The sequence below is a fragment of the Fodinibius salinus genome (genome assembly GCF_008124865.1).
Taxonomy (GTDB): domain Bacteria; phylum Bacteroidota; class Rhodothermia; order Balneolales; family Balneolaceae; genus Fodinibius; species Fodinibius salinus.
The window spans coordinates 1-15025 of record NZ_VNHY01000006.1; the positions used below are offsets into that span (position 1 = coordinate 1).

General features: G+C 41.7%; 30 protein-coding genes. All 30 read left to right on the forward strand.

The genetic code is table 11. From position 1 onward, the window contains the following. The coding region (locus LX73_RS12685; RefSeq protein WP_148899207.1) for an EF-Tu C-terminal domain-related protein at positions 1-94 on the forward strand (94 nt) is incomplete at its 5' end. A gap of 14 nt (positions 95-108) precedes the next feature. Next, positions 109-420: a 30S ribosomal protein S10 gene (gene rpsJ / locus LX73_RS12690; protein WP_095607732.1), complete on the forward strand. Its 312-nt coding sequence runs from the start codon at positions 109-111 to the stop codon at positions 418-420. A 19-nt stretch (positions 421-439) separates the two neighbouring features. Continuing rightward, entirely contained in the window at positions 440-1069 is a 630-nt protein-coding gene (gene rplC, locus LX73_RS12695; RefSeq protein ID WP_148899896.1) for a 50S ribosomal protein L3, read from the forward strand. 15 nt (positions 1070-1084) lie between these two features. Further along, positions 1085-1732 (forward strand): 50S ribosomal protein L4, encoded by a 648-nt coding sequence (rplD, locus tag LX73_RS12700; protein ID WP_148899897.1) that lies wholly within the window; start codon positions 1085-1087, stop codon positions 1730-1732. Continuing rightward, entirely contained in the window at positions 1729-2019 is a 291-nt protein-coding gene (gene rplW / locus LX73_RS12705) for a 50S ribosomal protein L23 (protein ID WP_148899898.1), read from the forward strand. The genes rplD and rplW overlap by 4 nt, the downstream gene beginning before the upstream one ends. Before the next feature lie 14 nt (positions 2020-2033). Next, positions 2034-2876, forward strand: a complete 843-nt coding sequence (gene rplB, locus LX73_RS12710) for a 50S ribosomal protein L2 (RefSeq protein WP_148899899.1) — start codon at positions 2034-2036, stop codon at positions 2874-2876. A 6-nt stretch (positions 2877-2882) separates the two neighbouring features. Next, positions 2883-3179 (forward strand): 30S ribosomal protein S19, encoded by a 297-nt coding sequence (gene rpsS / locus LX73_RS12715; protein ID WP_148899900.1) that lies wholly within the window; start codon positions 2883-2885, stop codon positions 3177-3179. 6 nt (positions 3180-3185) lie between these two features. Continuing rightward, positions 3186-3557 carry a 50S ribosomal protein L22 gene (gene rplV, locus LX73_RS12720; RefSeq protein WP_148899901.1) on the forward strand — a complete coding sequence of 124 codons (372 nt, stop codon included), beginning with the start codon at positions 3186-3188 and terminating at the stop codon, positions 3555-3557. A gap of 14 nt (positions 3558-3571) precedes the next feature. Further along, positions 3572-4309, forward strand: coding sequence for a 30S ribosomal protein S3 (rpsC, locus tag LX73_RS12725; protein WP_148899902.1), 738 nt, complete (start codon positions 3572-3574; stop codon positions 4307-4309). A gap of 18 nt (positions 4310-4327) precedes the next feature. Then, complete coding sequence (gene rplP, locus LX73_RS12730; RefSeq protein ID WP_148899903.1) at positions 4328-4750, forward strand: 50S ribosomal protein L16; 423 nt, start codon at positions 4328-4330, stop codon at positions 4748-4750. Positions 4751-4771: 21 nt separating this feature from the next. After that, positions 4772-4975, forward strand: a complete 204-nt coding sequence (gene rpmC / locus LX73_RS12735; protein WP_148899904.1) for a 50S ribosomal protein L29 — start codon at positions 4772-4774, stop codon at positions 4973-4975. A 7-nt stretch (positions 4976-4982) separates the two neighbouring features. After that, positions 4983-5246 (forward strand): 30S ribosomal protein S17, encoded by a 264-nt coding sequence (gene rpsQ, locus LX73_RS12740; protein WP_148899905.1) that lies wholly within the window; start codon positions 4983-4985, stop codon positions 5244-5246. A 23-nt stretch (positions 5247-5269) separates the two neighbouring features. Then, on the forward strand, positions 5270-5638 hold the full coding sequence (gene rplN / locus LX73_RS12745; protein ID WP_148899906.1) for a 50S ribosomal protein L14: 369 nt from the start codon (positions 5270-5272) through the stop codon (positions 5636-5638). A gap of 14 nt (positions 5639-5652) precedes the next feature. Next, positions 5653-6006, forward strand: coding sequence for a 50S ribosomal protein L24 (rplX, locus tag LX73_RS12750; protein ID WP_148899907.1), 354 nt, complete (start codon positions 5653-5655; stop codon positions 6004-6006). A 15-nt stretch (positions 6007-6021) separates the two neighbouring features. After that, positions 6022-6573, forward strand: a complete 552-nt coding sequence (gene rplE / locus LX73_RS12755) for a 50S ribosomal protein L5 (RefSeq protein WP_148899908.1) — start codon at positions 6022-6024, stop codon at positions 6571-6573. Positions 6574-6592: 19 nt separating this feature from the next. Next, on the forward strand, positions 6593-6862 hold the full coding sequence (rpsN, locus tag LX73_RS12760) for a 30S ribosomal protein S14 (protein ID WP_148899909.1): 270 nt from the start codon (positions 6593-6595) through the stop codon (positions 6860-6862). A gap of 20 nt (positions 6863-6882) precedes the next feature. Beyond that, the gene (rpsH, locus tag LX73_RS12765) at positions 6883-7275 is read left to right on the forward strand and encodes a 30S ribosomal protein S8 (protein ID WP_148899910.1); all 393 of its coding nucleotides are present in this window, start codon (positions 6883-6885) and stop codon (positions 7273-7275) included. A gap of 18 nt (positions 7276-7293) precedes the next feature. Next, positions 7294-7854, forward strand: coding sequence for a 50S ribosomal protein L6 (gene rplF / locus LX73_RS12770; RefSeq protein WP_148899911.1), 561 nt, complete (start codon positions 7294-7296; stop codon positions 7852-7854). 15 nt (positions 7855-7869) lie between these two features. Next, on the forward strand, positions 7870-8238 hold the full coding sequence (gene rplR / locus LX73_RS12775; RefSeq protein WP_148899912.1) for a 50S ribosomal protein L18: 369 nt from the start codon (positions 7870-7872) through the stop codon (positions 8236-8238). A gap of 11 nt (positions 8239-8249) precedes the next feature. Continuing rightward, on the forward strand, positions 8250-8774 hold the full coding sequence (rpsE, locus tag LX73_RS12780) for a 30S ribosomal protein S5 (RefSeq protein ID WP_148899913.1): 525 nt from the start codon (positions 8250-8252) through the stop codon (positions 8772-8774). A 25-nt stretch (positions 8775-8799) separates the two neighbouring features. Next, entirely contained in the window at positions 8800-9264 is a 465-nt protein-coding gene (rplO, locus tag LX73_RS12785) for a 50S ribosomal protein L15 (RefSeq protein ID WP_246138251.1), read from the forward strand. Positions 9265-9283: 19 nt separating this feature from the next. Next, complete coding sequence (gene secY / locus LX73_RS12790; protein WP_148899914.1) at positions 9284-10591, forward strand: preprotein translocase subunit SecY; 1308 nt, start codon at positions 9284-9286, stop codon at positions 10589-10591. Next, a complete protein-coding gene (map, locus tag LX73_RS12795; protein ID WP_148899915.1) occupies positions 10591-11397 on the forward strand; it encodes a type I methionyl aminopeptidase in 807 nt (268 codons plus the stop codon). Before secY ends, map begins: the two co-directional genes overlap by 1 nt. A 1-nt stretch (position 11398) precedes the next feature. Beyond that, positions 11399-11617 carry a translation initiation factor IF-1 gene (gene infA, locus LX73_RS12800; RefSeq protein ID WP_020404818.1) on the forward strand — a complete coding sequence of 73 codons (219 nt, stop codon included), beginning with the start codon at positions 11399-11401 and terminating at the stop codon, positions 11615-11617. A 25-nt stretch (positions 11618-11642) separates the two neighbouring features. Beyond that, positions 11643-11759: a 50S ribosomal protein L36 gene (rpmJ, locus tag LX73_RS12805; protein WP_073068624.1), complete on the forward strand. Its 117-nt coding sequence runs from the start codon at positions 11643-11645 to the stop codon at positions 11757-11759. A gap of 18 nt (positions 11760-11777) precedes the next feature. After that, entirely contained in the window at positions 11778-12155 is a 378-nt protein-coding gene (gene rpsM, locus LX73_RS12810; protein WP_148899916.1) for a 30S ribosomal protein S13, read from the forward strand. 22 nt (positions 12156-12177) lie between these two features. After that, a complete protein-coding gene (rpsK, locus tag LX73_RS12815) occupies positions 12178-12585 on the forward strand; it encodes a 30S ribosomal protein S11 (RefSeq protein WP_148899917.1) in 408 nt (135 codons plus the stop codon). A 28-nt stretch (positions 12586-12613) separates the two neighbouring features. Next, positions 12614-13219 (forward strand): 30S ribosomal protein S4, encoded by a 606-nt coding sequence (gene rpsD / locus LX73_RS12820; protein ID WP_148899918.1) that lies wholly within the window; start codon positions 12614-12616, stop codon positions 13217-13219. 36 nt (positions 13220-13255) lie between these two features. Then, positions 13256-14236, forward strand: a complete 981-nt coding sequence (locus tag LX73_RS12825; protein WP_148899919.1) for a DNA-directed RNA polymerase subunit alpha — start codon at positions 13256-13258, stop codon at positions 14234-14236. Positions 14237-14253: 17 nt separating this feature from the next. Further along, complete coding sequence (rplQ, locus tag LX73_RS12830; protein WP_148899920.1) at positions 14254-14706, forward strand: 50S ribosomal protein L17; 453 nt, start codon at positions 14254-14256, stop codon at positions 14704-14706. The last annotated feature ends 319 nt before the right edge of the window (positions 14707-15025 follow it).

A 15025-nucleotide genomic window follows, 5' to 3' on the forward strand; every position in this document is an offset into this window, starting at 1 on the left:
CCAACCGGTAGCCATGGAAGAAGGGCTGCGGTTTGCGATTCGCGAAGGCGGCCGCACAGTTGGGGCCGGCGTTGTAACTGAAATTATAGATTAAAAAAGTTCTGATAAGTGGCTACTCAACAAAAAATCAGAATTAAACTTAAGTCGTACGATCATAACCTGATCGACAAATCGGCTGAAAAGATAATTCAGACAGTAAAATCGACGGGAGCTGTGGTATCAGGACCGATACCGCTCCCCACAAAGAAAAATATTATTACGGTTAACCGCTCGGTTCACGTGAATAAGACAGCACGTGAACAGTTTGAGTACCGATCGCATAAGCGTTTGATCGATATTCTTTCAACGGGTTCACAAACCGTAGATGCATTAATGAAGCTGGAGTTACCCTCTGGTGTGGACGTAGAAATTAAAGTGTAACATTTATAATCACTGAACAATGAGTAGTGGTTTGATAGGAAAAAAAGTAGGAATGACGAATATTTTTGATGACGACGGTAATAACTATGCCGTTACTGTCATCGAAGTTGATCCCTGTGTAATAACAGCGATCAAAACAGAAGAAAAAAATGGGTATGAAGCTGTGCAGCTTTCAGCATTTGATAAGAAAGAGCAGAGCACTTCAAAGCCGTTGCAAGGTCATTTTGAAAAAGCTGGTATATCACCAAAGCAATACGTAAAGGAATTCAGAGATTTTGTCCCTGAAGACGCTGAACTTGGAGATGAATTAAACATCGAAGATGTATTCACCATTGGTGAGAATGTTGATGTAGTAGGAGTTTCCAAGGGTAAAGGTTTTAGCGGCGTGATGAAGCGGCACAATTTTGGAGGTGTTGGTGAAGCATCACATGGTCAACACAAACGTCAGCGTCATCCAGGTTCTATTGGACAGGCATCTGATCCCGCACGTGTGTTTCCGGGTATAAAGATGGCCGGCCGAAGTGGTAACGAACGAACCAAGATTAAAAATTTGACAGTAGCAAGAATATTTAGTGAGTCAAATTTGATGATGGTGACTGGATCCATCCCTGGACCTAATGGACGATTTGTAGAAATTTACAACAGATAGTAAGAATTATTTGAAATGAAGCTTCCGATATACACAACAGAAGGAAAAGATAGCGGCAATGAGGCTGAGTTAGCTGATTCTATTTTCGGCATTGAGCCTAATGAAACCGTTATTTACGAGGCTGTTCGTCGTTATATGGCGAACCAGCGGCAAGGTACCTCGAACACAAAAGAACGTGGTCAGGTACGTGGTGGAGGCCGTAAGGCTTATCGCCAAAAAGGTACTGGCCGTGCGCGTCGTGGGTCAATCAGATCGCCTTTGCTTAAGGGCGGTGGAACGGTCTTTGGACCAAGCCCGCGTAATCATGGTTTTAGAATGTCGAAAAAGTCTAAGGAGCTAGCACGTAAGTCGGCACTATCGGCTAAGAAAAATGATGAGGCTCTAAAAATTATTGATGATTTTAGTTTTGATGAGCCAAAAACAAGAAAAGTGGCTGATATTTTGGAAGCCTTAGAAATTGAAGATAGCAAAGTATTGCTATTAACGGCAGGTGTGGACGAGATCGTTTATAAGTCCGCTCGTAATATTCCAAATATTGAGGTTCTTGAAGCAAACAAACCTTCTACGTATCAGATTTTGGATACAGAAGTGATTTTGATTCAGGAGTCTGCACTAGAAATTCTTGAAGAATCTATTGAAACTGCTGAGGAAAAGGTAGCATGAAATACGTACTCAAAAAACCATTAATTACTGAAAAACTAACTCAGCTTCAGGCCGAAGGTAAGTATGCTTTTGAAGTTGATAAATATGCCAGCAAAGAGGATATCAAAAGAGCAGTTAAAGATCGATATCCTAATGTTGAGGTTGGAAGTATTCATACTATTATTATGCCTTCAAAGCCCAAAGGTCGTTTTACGCCAAGTGGATATGTTGAAGGCCGGAAAAAGGTCTGGAAAAAAGCAATTGTAACTATCAAAGAAGGTGAAATAGACTTCTTTAGCGAAATTTAGAAACAGTTATTGTAATGGCTACAAAAAAACAGAAACCAACTACACCCGGTGCTCGGCACACTACATCACCTGTGTTTGATGATGTCACCGTTAGCAAGCCTACTGTTAAGCGGCTTGTAAAAGGCAAAAATAAAAGTGGCGGGCGTAATAAACAGGGGCGAATGACTTCACGCCATCGCGGCGGCGGTCATAAACGTCGATATCGAATTATCGATTTTAGCCGTGACAAACATGATATCCCTGCTAAAGTGCAGACGATAGAATATGATCCAAACCGCTCTGCTCGTATAGCATTGGTTGCATACGAGGACGGTGAGAAACGGTATATTGTCGCACCTGATAAGTTGGGAGTTGGAGACAAAATTATTAGCAGTGCATCGGCTATCGAACCAAATGTTGGTAATGCAATGCCGATGGCGAAGATGCCTCCGGGGACTTTCATCCACAATATTGAGATGCATCCCGGTCAGGGAGCACAGCTTTGCCGAAGTGCTGGAACAGCTGCACAAATGGTTGCAAAGACTGACAAGTACGTTACTGTGAAACTGCCATCAGGCGAAGTTCGCATGATACTTGGCAAATGTCTTGCTACTGTTGGTAAAACCAGTAATCCAGATCACTTTAATACTAAAATTGGTAAAGCTGGGAGAAATCGCTGGAAAGGAAAGCGACCTCACACACGAGGCGTTGCAATGAACCCGATTGACCACCCAATGGGAGGTGGAGAAGGAAAAGCTTCCGGTGGTCATCCACGTTCGCCTTGGGGACAATCTTCAAAAGGATTAAAGACAAGAAAACGCAAGAAACTTTCGGACCGATACATTGTCCGAGGACGTAAAGAATCTAAAAAGAAGTAAGTAATTATGCCTAGATCGCTTAGAAAAGGACCTTACGTATATTACAAGTTACAGCGTAAGGTTGACGCAATGAATGAGAGCGGTAAGAAAAACGTCATTAAAACCTGGTCTCGAAGTTCAATGGTTACGCCCGATTTTTTAGGGTTGACAATTGCCGTTCATAATGGGAAACAGTTTATCCCTGTATTCATCACTGAAGACATGGTTGGTCACAAGTTAGGTGAGTTTGCACCGACGCGCACCTTCCACGGCCATCCAGAAAAGACAGCAACCAGAGAAGCACCGAAAAAACCAGGAATGTAAAGTATTATGGCAGAAGAAAATTTTGAAGCAAAAGCAACACAGAAGCATCTGCGAAGGGCTCCTAGAAAAGTACGTCTGGTTGTAGATGCTGTGCGAGAAGACAGGGTTGATAAGGCCTTGAAAAAACTTGAATTCACGAATAAAGCTGCTGCTGCTGAAGTAGCTAAAGTTGTAATGTCAGCTGCAGCCAATATCCGTGATAAATTTCAGGAAGCACGATTGGATAATCAGGATCTTTACATTAAAGAGATATATGCCAATGAAGGTGCTACACTGAAGCGCATTCAACCCGCTGCTATGGGTAGTGCGCATCAAATACGCAAGCGTACCAGCCATGTTACAGTGGTTGTAGCGAAGAAAGAAGAATTTGATAACTAATAAATAATAATACCTTGGGACAGAAATCACATCCAGTAGGTTTAAGACTCGGTATAATTCGCGGTTGGGATTCCAACTGGTATTCCGAAGAGAATGAACCTGAAATTTTATATGAAGACACTAAATTGCGTGAATATTTGCATACTCGTCTTCAAAATGGAGGGTTATCACGGGTCATTATAGAACGTACTCCAAAACGAATACTTCTTACACTAAAAACAAGTCGCCCCGGCGTTATTATTGGTAAGGGCGGTGAGCAGATTGAACTTCTTCGTGAAGAGCTTAAGACTATCACAGATAAAGAAGTTCAAATTAATGTAAGTGAAATTAAACGACCCGAGACGGATGCGAGCCTCGTAGCTCAAAATATTGCACAGCAGTTGGAAGCACGTATTTCATTCCGACGGGCAATGAAGACTTCAATCTCTTCGGCTATGCGAATGGGTGCCGAAGGCATTCGAATTAGATGCGCAGGTCGTTTGGGTGGTTCAGAAATGTCGCGAACCGAACAATATCGCGAAGGACGGGTACCACTGCACACACTGCGTGCTGACATTGATTATTATTGTGCGACCGCAAATACTATTTATGGTTCCATAGGTGTTAAAGTGTGGATCTTTAAAGGAGAAATACTCGGAGATATCGAACTTACAGCGGGTGATGCACATACCCAACGTAAGGATGATTCTCGAGGACGAGGAGGCGGCGGAAAGCGACGGTCTCGACGAAGAAAAAGAAATCGAAGTAATTAATACTGAAAAATTTCAATCATGTTAGAACCAAGAAACGTAAGACGACGCCGGCAGCACCGCAGGAGTCTGAAAGGTACGGCTCATCGTGGCCATACACTTGCCAACGGAGATTTTGGGCTTAAAGCCCTTGAGCCAAAGTATATTACTTCTCGACAAATTGAATCTTGTCGAATTGCAATTGCTAGACAATTGCAGCGTGATGGGCAAACATGGATTCGTATTTTTCCAGATATGCCCAAGACATCACAACCCGCCGAAACCCGAATGGGTAAAGGTAAGGGTGCTGTAGAAGAGTATGTGGCTGTTGTAAAGCCAGGAAGAATTTTATTTGAAATCGCCGGTGTTCCGGAAGATTTAGCTTGGGAAGCAATGCGACGAGCAGATTATAAGCTTCCTATTAAAACAAAATTTATTGTTCGTCGTGATTACGATGGACCTTAATTAAGAAGCATTTACGAAATCATGAAGGCACACGAACTACGAAAGAAAACGATTGCAGAATTAGAAGCACGGCTTGAGGATGAAAAGCAGGCTTTGCAAGATATGCGCTTTAACCGCGCTATTGCAGGACAGCTTGAAAATCCCGCTCGTGTTTCTATGACACGCAAAGAGATTGCACGGATACATACGATTATTACTGAAAAACAACAAGAAAGTGCTGACTAATTAACCAATGGCACAACCTGAACGAGTACAACGAACAACACGAACTGGTCGCGTAGTAAGCAACAGCATGGATAAAACTATTACCGTTGCTGTTAACCGTAAGGTAAAGCACGCGATCTATGGTAAATATATAACCAAAACGACCAAGTATATGGCCCATGATGAGAATAACGAGGCCGGCGAAGGTGATCAGGTGGAGATTATGTCCACTCGACCGCTTTCAAAACGGAAGTCTTGGCGACTGGTAGAAATAATTGAACGAGCAAAATAACCGATATATCTTAAGACTTTGCAATGGTACAAGCACAAACAAAACTAAACGTTGCTGACAATAGTGGAGCACGTCAGCTTAAGTGCATAAAAGTTCTTGGTGATTCCAAAAGGCGATATGCACGAATTGGTGATCTTATTTCTTGTTCAGTACAAACTGCAATTCCCGGAGGTAATGTTAAAAAGGGAGAAGTAGTCAATGCTGTAGTTGTACGGACAAATAAAGAAATTCGCCGTAATGACGGCAGTTACATTCGATTTGATGAAAATGCTGCAGTGATTATTAACCAGGATAGTGAGCCAGTCGGGACTCGTATTTTTGGTCCCGTTGCTCGCGAACTGCGTGAACGCAGCTACATGCGTATTGTTTCACTTGCACCAGAAGTGCTTTAAAACCTGAATTTATTATGCCACGGAAAAAGAATAAGCGAAAGAAATTACATGTTAAAAAAGGTGATGAGGTAAAAGTCATTGCTGGTAATGATAAGGGCCGCGAAGGTCGCATACTGGCTGTATTCCCTGATAAAGAACGCGTTCTTGTTGAAGGAATAAATATGCGCGTCCATCACGATCAGCCAACACAGGAGAATCCAGAAGGCGGTCGTATTGAGCGAGAAGTTTCAATACATATTTCAAATGTAATGGTAATTGACCCGTCCACGGGTGAACCGACGCGTATTGGCCGTAAACGTATTGAGGAAGATAGCGGCGGACGCTGGGTTCGTTATGCGAAGAAAAGTGGCGAGATTTTAGACAACTAAGAATTTATTTATAGAATGGCACAAGCAAGATTAAATACAGAATACAACGACGAAATTGTTTCAAACCTGCAGGAACGGTTTGAGTATGATAACGTAATGGCTGTTCCCAAGCTTAAAAAGGTAGTCGTAAACTGTGGTATTGGTGAAGCTGTTGAGAATGAAAAGCTTATCGACACCATCACAGAAAATCTGGCTACTATTACGGGTCAGCGCCCTGTTACCACCAAAGCAAAAAAGTCAATTTCTAATTTTAAAATTAGAAAAGGACAGCCAATTGGATGTAAGGTAACATTGCGTGGCAAGCGGATGTATGAATTTTTAGATCGGCTTATTAACTTAGCACTTCCCAGGACCCGGGATTTTCAGGGCGTACCTGATAGTAGCTTTGATGGAGGGGGTAATTATACACTTGGGATTAAAGAACACACGATCTTTCCCGAGATTAATACTGAGGAAGTTGAACATTTGCATGGTTTGGATATTACATTTGTGACATCAGCCGAAACCGATGAAGAGGCCTATGCCTTGTTAGAAGAATTTGGCATGCCATTTCAAAAACGAAATTAAATTCAGAAGCATATAAACTATGGCTAAGAAAGCTTGGATTGCACGTAACGAAAAACGAAAGCGAACGGTTAAAAAATATGCCGAAAAGCGTAAAAAGCTTAAGGAAGAAGGCAAATGGGTGGAACTGCAAAAGTTACCCCGCGATGCCAGCCCTACACGGGTTAATAATCGCTGTAGTTTGACCGGACGATGCCGAGGCTATATACGTAAGTATGGAATTTCGCGAATTAAGTTTCGTGAACTGGCCTTGGACGGCAAAATTCCCGGCGTACGCAAAGCAAGTTGGTAACATTTTAACGAACAAATTTTATGTTTGATCCAATTTCAGATTTTTTAACACAAATTAGAAATGCTCAACAGGCTGGTCATCGCCGAGTTGATATTCCCGCATCTAAATTGAAGCGGGCTATGACAAAAATCCTGGTCGAAAAGGGATACGTCAACAAGTTTATCAATATTGATGATGACAAGCAGGGTATGCTTCGCTTGTTTTTGAAGTATGATGCTTATGGTCAACCTGTAATAAAGAACATGAAGCGTAGATCTAAGCCAGGCCTTCGAGAATACTGTGGATCGGATGATATTCCACGAGCTCTTAATGGCTTGGGTATTGTTATGCTCTCGACATCTCGGGGCGTAATGACGGATAAAGAGGCCCGCAAATTAAATGTGGGCGGCGAAGTATTGTGCACTGTTTATTAAAAATAAGATTATAGAATTATGTCTCGTATCGGAAATCAACCGATTGAATTAACAGATGATATAGAATTCAGTATTGATGCTGACAACGTTATCACCATCAAAGGTGATAAGGGAAGTGATACTCTTAAAATTCACTCTGGCATCAACATTGAAGAACAAGAAGGTGAGCTTTTGGTGAAACGTAGCTCAGACTCCAAGTTCGACCGTTCTTTACACGGACTCTTCCGTTCGTTAATCAGCAATATTGTTGTTGGGGTTTCGGAAGGTTACCAAAAAGAACTCGAGCTTAGAGGTGTCGGTTATCGCGCATCCTTAAGTAATGGTGTGTTGCAACTAACACTGGGGTTTTCGCATCCCATCTACTTTGTAGCACCCGATGATGTTGATATTGAGGTAGATACTGATGGTGATAACCCAAAAATTATTGTTTCAGGAATTAACAAAGAACTAGTTGGACAAGTTGCTGCTAAAATTCGCTCACTGCGTCCGCCCGAGCCTTACAAAGGAAAGGGTATCCGCTACGTTGATGAGTGGGTGCGCAGAAAAGCAGGAAAATCAGCAGCTTCAGCAACAGCTTAATAGAGTTTAGTAACGATGAATAAGACAACAGCAAAAAGAGAACGTCGAAATAGAATTCGCCGGCGTATTCGGTCAACAATTCGCGGTACAGCTGATCGACCACGCTTGTGCTTATATAAAAGTAACAAGCATGTGTATGCCCAGCTCGTGAATGATTTGATGGGACAGACATTAGTTGCTGTCTCAACAAAGACTGATGAAATTGCTTCTGATGTGGAAGACAAAACCAAGCAGGAAGCAGCTAAAATTGTCGGAGAATTTTTAGCAGACTTAGCAAACGACAAAGGAATTGAAACTGCCGTGTTTGACCGTAGTGGTTATAAATATCACGGTGTAGTTGAAGCACTGGCAGACGGTGCTCGCGAAGGTGGATTAGACTTTTAAACAGATTAATTATGCCAAAAGTTAGAAGACGACATAACATTGCGCCCAAAAATTTGAACCTCGAAGAGAAACTGGTTCATATTAACCGGGTCTCTACGGTAGTAAAAGGTGGACGTACGTTTAGTTTTAACGCTATTGTAGTAGTTGGTAATAAAGATGGTGTTGTTGGACACGGTCTGGGTAAAGCCAACGAGGTTTCTGATGCTATTCAAAAAGGATTTGATAATGCAAAGAAGAACCTCATTAAAGTACCTATGACCAAGACCGGCAGTATTCATCATACTATTACTGGTAAAGAAGGAGCGGGCGAAGTATTGCTTCGTCCTGCATCAGAAGGTACTGGAGTAATTGCCGGCGGGCCCGTAAAGGCACTGCTTGATATTGCAGGATTGCAGAACATTTTGACTAAATCCGTGGGATCATCAAACCCCCACAATATGGTCAAAGCCACCTATAACGGGTTGAAGAATCTGACAGATCCGCTGGAAGTAGCTGAACGAAGAGGTATTTCGTTAAATAAAGTATTTGAAGGCTAACTGACTTAAGGAATTAATAGGTAATATGATGGATTTAAGCAATTTAAATGCGCCCGAACCCAATAAAAAGAAGGCCAAGCGAATTGGTCGTGGACAAGGTTCAGGTAGAGGTGGACACACTGTAGGTAAAGGCCATAATGGCCAGCGTTCGCGCAGCGGTTTCAAAGAACGTTTCTGGTTTGAAGGTGGACAAATGCCATTGCAGCGAATTATTCCCAAATGGGGATTTAATAATAAATTCCGTACGGAATATGTCCCTGTTAACACCGGTACTATTGAGTACTTCATTGAGCATGGCAGGCTGGAAGAAGAAATCTCTCTTGATGATCTTCGTAATGCTGGACTGATCGGCAAAGGAGATCTCGTAAAGCTTTTAGGCGACGGAGAGATTGAAACAGCTATAGAAATTGAAGTTCATGATTCCAGCGAATCAGCCGAGAAAAAGGTTGAAGATGCCGGTGGAACCATCACATTCATTAAGAATAATTAACTAGCTAGCCACCTTCTCAATGAGTTTAGTTGAAAACTTTCGAAACATATTTAAAATAGAAGAACTAAAGAATCGTATCTTCTATGTTATCGGTATCTTAATGGTTTACCGAATCGGAAGTTTTGTTACCCTTCCGGGCGTTGATGCTACGCAGTTAGCTCAGCAAACTGGTAATGCCTCGAGCCTGCTTGGCCTGTTCGATATGTTTGTAGGTGGTGCATTTTCGCGAGCTGGAGTGTTTGCCCTGGGTATTATGCCTTATATTACGGCAGCTATTATCATCCAGCTGATGGGAGCTGTAGTCCCTTATTTTCAAAAATTGCAGCGCGAAGGTGAAGAAGGACGTCGAAAAATAAATAGACTGACCCGCTACGGAACGATTGGTATTACACTGGTACAGTCTATTGGTTTTGCAATTAATTTGATGGCCACATCTCCCAATGCTATTGTGGTTAGCAATTATACGTTTGTAATAACGTCCATGATTGTACTAACGGCAGGAACCGCATTTGTTATGTGGTTGGGAGAGCGGATCTCTGATCGAGGTATTGGTAACGGGATATCGATTATTATTATGATTGGAATTATTGCCCGATTGCCTTCGAGTCTTATTAACGAAATCACGACAAAGAGTAATCTTATTATTGTGATTGCTGAAATTGCAGCACTGGTACTTGTTATTGCTGCCTCGGTTTTGCTTACACAGGGTGTTCGCAAAATTCCGGTGCAGTATGCAAAACGTGTTGTCGGTCGCAAGGTGTACGGTGGAACAACGCAGTATTTGCCTCTTAAGGTAAATGCCGCGGGAGTGATGCCGATTATTTTTGCACAGTCAATCATGTTTATCCCAAGCACAATCGGGACGTTCTTTCCCGATAATACCACAGTGCAGATGTTGACTTCCTGGTCGAGTGATTTTACAGGAGTCACATATTCCATTATTTTTGGAATCATTGTAGTGTTCTTTACATACTTTTATACGGCGATTACCGTCAATCCGCGTGAAATGGCGGACACGATGAAGCGTCAGGGCGGATTTATCCCCGGTGTTAGGCCTGGTAATCAAACGGTTGAGTTTATTGATAATATTCTGACAAAAGTTACATTGCCCGGATCAATCTTTTTGGCAATTATTGCTATCATGCCGGCTATTGCTGCCCGCATGGGAGTGACACCTGGGTTTGCACTCTTCTACGGTGGAACCAGTCTCCTGATTATTGTGGGGGTTGCGCTGGATACGCTCCAGCAGATCGAAAGTCATTTGATGATGCGTCATTATGATGGTTTCATGAAGACCGGGAAGATGAAAGGTCGTCGCAGATCGTAATGATTTACCTTAAAAGTGAGTCTGAAATTGAAAAAATGCGTGAGAGTGCACAGATTGTCTCACAAACTCTGGCCGAAGTAGCGAAGCATATAGAGCCGGGAGTTACAACAGGTAAACTTGATCGAGTTGCTGAAGACTTTATTAAGGAAGAAAATGGCCGTCCCGCTTTTAAGGGCTATGGACCGAAAGGCAACGAATTTCCGGGCACGCTTTGTATTTCGGTCAATGAAGAAGTCGTTCATGGAATTCCCAGTAACAAACGGGAACTTAAAGAAGGTGATATTGTTTCCATTGACTGCGGGGTAGAAAAGAACGGTTATTTTGGAGATCATGCCTACACATTTGCGGTAGGTGAATGCGAGGATGAAAAAATCCGATTGCTTCGAACTACGCTGGAATCTTTATATGAAGGGATTGACCAGGCAGTGCATGGCAATAACATTGGAGATATTTCTAATGCCATTCAAACACACTGCGAAGATGAAGGTTTTGGCGTAGTCCGAGATTTAGTCGGACATGGACTCGGAAAGTCGCTCCATGAAGATCCGTCTGTTCCCAACTTTGGGAAGGCCGGTCGCGGAGATCGACTTCGATCCGGAATGACGTTGGCGATTGAGCCAATGATCACATTAGGATCTTTTAAAGTTAGTACACTTAATGACGGCTGGACAGTCGTTACGGCCGATAAATCGATATCAGCCCACTACGAACATGATGTAGTTATTCGTGAAGGAAAGGCTGAAGTTTTAAGTACTTTTGATTATATTAGAGAGATCACGAAAAGTCGAATAAACGCAAAGATTTAAGATGGCTAAGCAAGAGCCAATTAAACAAGATGGCGAAATTATTGAAGCATTACCGAATGCTCAATTTCGCGTAGAGCTAGACAATGGGCACGAAATTTTAGCCCACGTATCTGGCAAAATGAGAATGTACTATATTAAAATTCTTCCCGGTGACCGTGTTGCCGTGGAAATGTCTCCTTATGATTTAAGTAAGGGACGTATAACGTATCGTTATAAATAAATTTTAATTCAAAAGTTTTAGTATTATGAAGACTCGATCTTCAGTAAAGAAAAGAAGTCCAGACGATAAAATTGTACGACGCAACGGTCGTGTATATGTAATTAATAAAAAGAATCCACGCCACAAGCAGCGGCAAGGATAATAAATTCGGATAATTTTTATGGCTAGAATTGCTGGAATAGACTTACCAAAAGAAAAACGAGGTGTTATTGGATTAACCTATGTTTATGGCATAGGTAAATCTACGGCTCAGGATATTCTCGATGAGCTGGATATTGATCGCAGTATCAAAGTAAAAGATTGGACTGATGATCAGGTTGCAAGCCTTCGTCAAAAAGTAGATAGCGAATATACGGTAGAAGGAGCTTTGCGAAGCGAGGAAAAAGCAAATATCCGACGCCTCATTGAGATTGGTTCCTATCGTGGTACTAGGCACCGGAAGGGATTGCCCGTGCGTGGTCAAAACACACAGACTAATGCACGTACCCGTAAAGGAAAGCGAAAAACTGTACCGGGTAAGAAAACAGCGCCTCAATAATAATTAATGGTTTTTAAATAAAATGGCTAAGAAAAAACGACGGTCTGGATCTTCAAAAAAGAAGAAGCGAAGGAAACAGCTTTCGGACCCTAATGGAATGGTCTTTATTAAGGCCACCTTCAATAATGTTCTCGTTACTGTTACTGATGCGAATGGAAATGCTATTTCATGGTCATCTGCAGGTAAAGAGGGATTTAAAGGGTCTCGTAAAAATACTCCTTATGCTGCACAATTAAGCGCCGAAACGGCAGCTACTGCTGCTCATGAAATGGGGCTTCGAAGGGTTGAGGTTTTTGTAAAAGGACCCGGCTCCGGACGAGAAGCTGCAGTACGTGCACTGGCTTCCAGTGGATTAGAGGTAACGTCCATTAAGGATCGTACTCCTATCCCACATAATGGTTGCAGACCTCCTAAACGACGAAGAGTTTAATAACAAATTTACTAGTAGTTAATACATCATGGCTAGATACAGAGGACCTAAACAGAAAAAAGCGAGACGTTTTCGCGAACCCATATTTGGACCGAGCAAGGCATTAGAACGTAAGCCATACGGTCCGGGTCAGCATGGACGTTCTCGGTATTCGAGAAAATCTGAATATGCAATTCAGCTCGAAGAAAAGCAGAAGGCCAAATATACTTATGGTCTTCTTGAAAAACAGTTTTCGAACTTATTTGAGAAAGCCAATGCCAAAGATGGAGTAACGGGTGAAATTTTACTTCAATATCTTGAAGCTCGGTTAGACAATACTGTTTTCCGTCTGGGATTTGCACGTACCCGGCGACAGGCACGGCAACTGGTAAGCCATAAGCATATTGTGGTTAATGGGGAGGTTGTCAATATTCCTTCATACCAATTACAGCCTGGTGATGTAGTTAATGTACGTCCCAAGTCAAAGAACTTGGAAGTTGTTAATGAGTCGCTACAGCATGCACCTACCAGTAAATTTAAATGGGTTGAAGTTGATAAAAAATCTAAAACAGGTAAGTTTTTGAATATGCCTGCTATGGATGAAATCCCAGAAAATATAAATGTGCAACTTATTGTAGAGCTTTACTCTAAGTAACTTATTAAATCAATTTAGCTTAATACCTCTTTTATTATGAGCAATTACAGCATTCAAATGCCGGAACCTCTTGACGTTGAGGAAGCTTCCGACACTTTTGGTACATTTATTTTGCAACCTCTGGAACGAGGTTTCGGAGTAACAATAGGAAACTCCTTTCGCAGAATACTACTTTCATCTCTGCCTGGTATAGCAATCAACGCTATTAAAATTGAAGGCGTTGAACATGAATACTCCAGTATTCAGGGTGTAAAAGAGGATGTATATGAAATTATATTGAATCTTAAAGAGGTTCGTTTTAAGCAGGTAGAGCAAAGTAGTGGTGTTATCCATATTTCAAAATCTGGTGCAGGTGAGTTTACTGCAGGAGATATTGATGATGCAACTGCTGATTATGAGGTCTTGAATCCTGATTTGGTTATTGCATCATTTTCTGAAGATGCTGAAATAGAGATGGAACTTCGTGTTGGCCGTGGTCGAGGCTATGTGCCTGCAGAAGAACAGGACGTGGATACAGAAGACGATGTTACCCTTATTCCTATTGATGCTATTTATACTCCAATCAAACAGGTAAAGTTTGATGTGGAAAATGTGCGGGTTGGTCAGCGAACTGACTATGAAAAATTGGTAATGCATATTACTACTGATGGCTCGGTGAACTCTAAAGAAGCACTGACTATTGCAGGTAAAATTCTGAAAGAACATACCCAGAAATTTATTACCGAAGAAATTGATGAGCCATTCACCCAGGAAGAAGAAGAGGTAGATGCTGAACATCAGCGAATCGTTAACTTGCTTGAAACAAGTATTGAAGATCTAAACCTGAGTGTACGGTCGTATAACTGCTTGAAGTCTGCAAATATTAATACGATTGGCGAACTGGTTACTCGGGATGAACAGGATCTGTTGAAATTTCGAAATTTTGGAAAAAAATCCCTTGCCGAACTTGTTGAAGTCATTGAAGGTAAAGATCTTCATTTCGGTATGGATGTTAGTAAGTATTTGGATAAATCATAAAGGTATTATAGATCACAATGCGTCATTTAAAAAAAGGAAGAAAACTTAGTCGCTCCTCATCACATCGCAAGGCTACTTTAGCCTCGCTTTCGAATGCGTTGATTAAGGAGCATCGAATTGTTACGACAGTTGCTAAAGCAAAAGAACTGCGTCCATTTATAGAACCTCTCATTACGAAGGCTAAGACTGATAATCCTCATAAGCGTCGGCAGGTTTTTGCTAAACTGAATGACAAGGAAGCAGTTTCTCATCTTTTTGATGAGGTAGCTCAGAAAGCAATGGACAGACCGGGTGGTTATACTCGAGTTGTCAAACTGGGTTATCGTTCAGGTGATAATGCACAAACGGCTGTTATAGAGCTTGTAGATTATAATGATATACAGCCCGAGGATAGCAAAAAGAAGCAGCGCACGCGTCGTTCTGGGTCTTCTAATAAGACTACTTCTTCCGACTCTGGTCAAGAGCAATAGACAAGCGATGATTTATCTGGGAAGAAGAGTTGGTTAGTTTTACGTCTAATTTAGATCTATTCTTATATTTATTAGCGTATAATATTTTGAATAAAATAAATATAAGAATAAATTTGTTTTTTAGGATATATATTTTTATCATTGGATCGCTTCGGAGATGGACTATTTGAGTTCTCGGAAGCAGTTTTTGTTTAAAATTACGGGCTGTTAGTTTTTATTCAGCCTTTTTTGTTCTATACCATATTGAGAACAGACAGACGATCGCACGTCGAGCCCTTGTTGGGGCCTGAATTTTTGGGGCCCACAAGAGTATCAACGA